This is a genomic window from Dehalococcoidia bacterium (assembly GCA_041653995.1).
Lineage (GTDB): Bacteria > Chloroflexota > Dehalococcoidia > GIF9 > UBA5629 > CAIMUM01.
The window spans coordinates 1-2,919 of record JBAZEK010000027.1 but is presented as its reverse complement, the minus strand read 5'-3'; the positions used below and the strand labels follow the sequence as shown (position 1 = coordinate 2,919).

Below are 2,919 nucleotides of genomic sequence, written 5' to 3'. Positions count from 1 at the left end.
AAGGAGGTGGTTATGAAAAAACTTGGCAAAGAGGCGCTCTACGAGCGGGAGACCACCATCCTCTTCAACGAACTGGAAACGGATTGCATGGTTTATACCTGCAACAAGAAGCTGCAGCGCCAGATAGAAAAACTGGGCGTGAAGCCGGAGTCTAAAGACCACGTAGGGCGGAGATACCGCTTCCCCAAGAAGTGGCTGCAGCCCCCGGCTAAACCCAAAGAAAGGAGCTCCCGTGGGCAGAAAAAAGAAGCCGCCCCTCGTACTCGAGGAAAAGGTAGCGATAGATCCAAAGGGCCTGCTGGTGGTAGAAAGGCCGCAGGCGCAACTCGGGTTCCTCAACGTGGAGATACAGGGCGAGGACGCGGGAAGGATAGTCTTCGACCGGCGGTCCGGAAAGACAAGGGGCGAACTAAAGCTGTGGTTCAATCAAACAGTGTTCGCGGTCAACCAGGGCGAGTCGCGCAGGGTAAGGGAACAGCATTTAGTGATAAGAAAGGCCATCTGCGACAAGCTCGGAGGCATTGACGAGAACAGGGACCAGTAACTATACTCAGATTAAATATATAAAGGAGGCAATCTTATGAACAAGCAGGAGCGGAAGGTAGCGATGGAGCTGCTCAAGAAACGCAACGTGGTGGCGGTGGGGCGCGGCACGAAGAAAACAGAGGGTATCGAGACCCGGCAGCCGGCTATCGTGGTCAGCGTCAAGAGAAAGGTGCCCCTCGCGGCGCTATCCCGGAAGGACCGGATCCCGGAGGTTATCAATGGGCGGCATACCGATGTCGTCGACGTGGGCGGCGAGATAACACTGCGCCTCGATGATCCAAGGTTCAATAAAAGGAATGCGCCGCGCCGGCTGCAGGCGGTGCAGAGCATCGAGCACAAGCGCCTCGGGGTCATGGGTAAGCAGGATATCACGGCCAGGGAACGGCCTGCGCACCCGGGCTGCAGCATCGGTCACAAAGATATCACGGCAGGGACATTCGGCGCGGTGGTTTATGAGAATCAGACCGGCGCCGTGATGATACTGAGCAACAATCATGTCCTAGCCAACGTCAATAAAGGCGAGATAGGGGACCATATCCTGCAGCCGGGTAAATACGACGGCGGACAGTACCCGGCGGATATCATCGCCACCCTCGACGATTTCGTGGAGATCGAGACGGTGAGCTCCAGCGACTGCCCCTTCACGTCGGCAATGATAAGGATCTGGAACTGGCTTTCGGGACTCTTTGGCCGCCACTCGAGGTTATCCAGCTACAGGGACGTGACCAACAAAGTGGACTGCGCCCTGGCACTGCCGACATCAACGGTAGTTATCGACCCCTTTATCCCGGATATCGGCGTGGTCACCGGTATCGCGGAGCCTACAGTCGGCATGGAAGTGATGAAACGCGGGCGCACTACAGAAGTCACACATGGCAAGATCGACAGCATCGATAACATAGTCAACGTCAACATGGGGGACGGCGATTACGCCATCTTCGAGGACCAGACCATCATCAGCGGCATCGGCGGCAAGTTCTCCGCCGGCGGCGACAGCGGCTCGCTCATCCTGGACAAGGGCAGGCGGGCTGTGGGCCTGCTCTTCGCCGGCAACGACAGCATCACCATCGCCAACGATATCAACAACGTGCTAAAGGCCCTCGACGTAAGGCTGGTGAAGTAATGACTGACAAAGATATTCAGCTGAGGCGCGATATCCAAATGATGTGGAACTCAGCGGATCGCTTGAAGCGGGCCCTAAACTGCCAGGTGTTCGATAAGCTCAATAAAGCATTCCTCAAGAGGGAAGCGAAGCTGCACTTCAAGTTGACGGTGAGATTCCTGACCAGGATGGCCAGGGGGCGCTACTGGTAGGTTCGATAGCAAAAGGCCGGCGAGATCTCGCCGGCCTTTTTTATTTCTCCTTATGCCCGCGGCACCGGCCCCCGCTATCCACGTTATCGCAGCCCGGCGTGAAGACGGTATTGCCGTCGGCCTTCATTTCCTTGACCAACTCGTATATTTCGCGCTCTTCAAGGGGCTTGCCTGTTTCCGCATCTACAAGCACCTTCTCCCCCTCCAGCGTCAACCGCAGCAGCGCGTCCAGCGCTATGCAGCAGTGGTACATCTTACTCAACCAACCCCTCCAGACCGGTCTTTCTCTTGTATACCGCCCCTCTCAGGAGCCGCTCCTTCACTTCCCTGTCGTATGTCTCGAGGTAATCGATCATCAGTATCCCGTTCAGGTGGTCGATCTCGTGCCGGGCCACCTGGGCTTGCGACCCTGTGAACGTGTATTTTCTAGTGTTCCAGCGCTCGTCCATGGCTTTGACTTTTACGTACATGGGACGCTCTATCTCAACCTCTATTCCGGGCAGGGACAGGCAGCCTTCCCTGACGCGCCGCGGCTTCTTCTCTTTGATTATCAGAGGGTTTACTAAGACGATGGGCGTCATGTCGCCCACGGCTATAACGCACACCCGGTGCTTGAAGCCCACCTGATTCGCGGCCAGGCCGCACCCGCCGTATTTCTTCATGTCGTAGAGTAGCGCGGCGGCCATCGCCTCCACGTTTATCACCTCAGTAGCCTCTATACAAGGCACGCGCAGCTTTTCCAGATCCGTAACTATCTCCATGGCAGCACCTCCAGTAGACCCAGTATCTTCTTGAGATCCACGCCGATCGCCTTGCTCACTATATCGATCACCTCGTCAGAGAAAGCGTCCGGTTCCATACCGGCGGCCTTCATGGCGTCCTGCAGGCGTGTGTGTCTGAACTGGCTGATAACGGCGTAGGGTATCATCTCACCTATCGTGTCCCGCTTGTCAACGTCCCATATGAATTGACCAGTCTTGGGCCCGTCACCCAGTAAAAGATAGCTACTACCATCCACAGCGATATCCATCACACGCAACATCTTCCCCTGCAGCGCTT

At 56.3% G+C, this 2,919-nt stretch carries 6 protein-coding genes; 3 read left to right on the top strand and 3 right to left on the bottom strand.

From position 1 onward, the window contains the following. Positions 1-232 precede the first annotated feature (232 nt). The 3 genes from WC359_14375 to WC359_14365 are packed head-to-tail and all read left to right on the top strand — an operon-like array spanning position 233 to position 1,860. Positions 233-544: a hypothetical protein gene (locus WC359_14375; GenBank protein ID MFA5401632.1), complete on the top strand. Its 312-nt coding sequence runs from the start codon at positions 233-235 to the stop codon at positions 542-544. Positions 545-580: 36 nt separating this feature from the next. After that, positions 581-1,669, top strand: a complete 1,089-nt coding sequence (locus WC359_14370) for a hypothetical protein (protein ID MFA5401631.1) — start codon at positions 581-583, stop codon at positions 1,667-1,669. Further along, positions 1,669-1,860, top strand: coding sequence for a hypothetical protein (locus tag WC359_14365; protein MFA5401630.1), 192 nt, complete (start codon positions 1,669-1,671; stop codon positions 1,858-1,860). The genes WC359_14370 and WC359_14365 overlap by 1 nt, the downstream gene beginning before the upstream one ends. A 40-nt stretch (positions 1,861-1,900) precedes the next feature. Here the strand turns inward: WC359_14365 and WC359_14360 are convergent, their stop codons facing one another. From WC359_14360 to WC359_14350, 3 genes are all read right to left on the bottom strand, one after another. Continuing rightward, on the bottom strand, positions 1,901-2,122 hold the full coding sequence (locus WC359_14360) for a hypothetical protein (GenBank protein ID MFA5401629.1): 222 nt from the start codon (positions 2,120-2,122) through the stop codon (positions 1,901-1,903). Continuing rightward, a complete protein-coding gene (gene def, locus WC359_14355) occupies positions 2,115-2,588 on the bottom strand; it encodes a peptide deformylase (protein MFA5401628.1) in 474 nt (157 codons plus the stop codon). The genes WC359_14360 and def overlap by 8 nt, the downstream gene beginning before the upstream one ends. Positions 2,589-2,611: 23 nt before the next feature. Then, positions 2,612-2,919, bottom strand: a 308-nt coding sequence (locus WC359_14350; GenBank protein ID MFA5401627.1) for a hypothetical protein, incomplete at its 5' end; no start/stop codon positions are given.

Excerpts from the sequence above, each read along its gene's own strand:
- WC359_14370 (MFA5401631.1), top strand. The coding sequence starts at position 581 with ATGAACAAGCAGGAGCGGAAGGTAGCGATGGAGCTGCTCAAGAAACGC.
- WC359_14365 (MFA5401630.1), top strand. The coding sequence starts at position 1,669 with ATGACTGACAAAGATATTCAGCTGAGGCGCGATATCCAAATGATGTGG.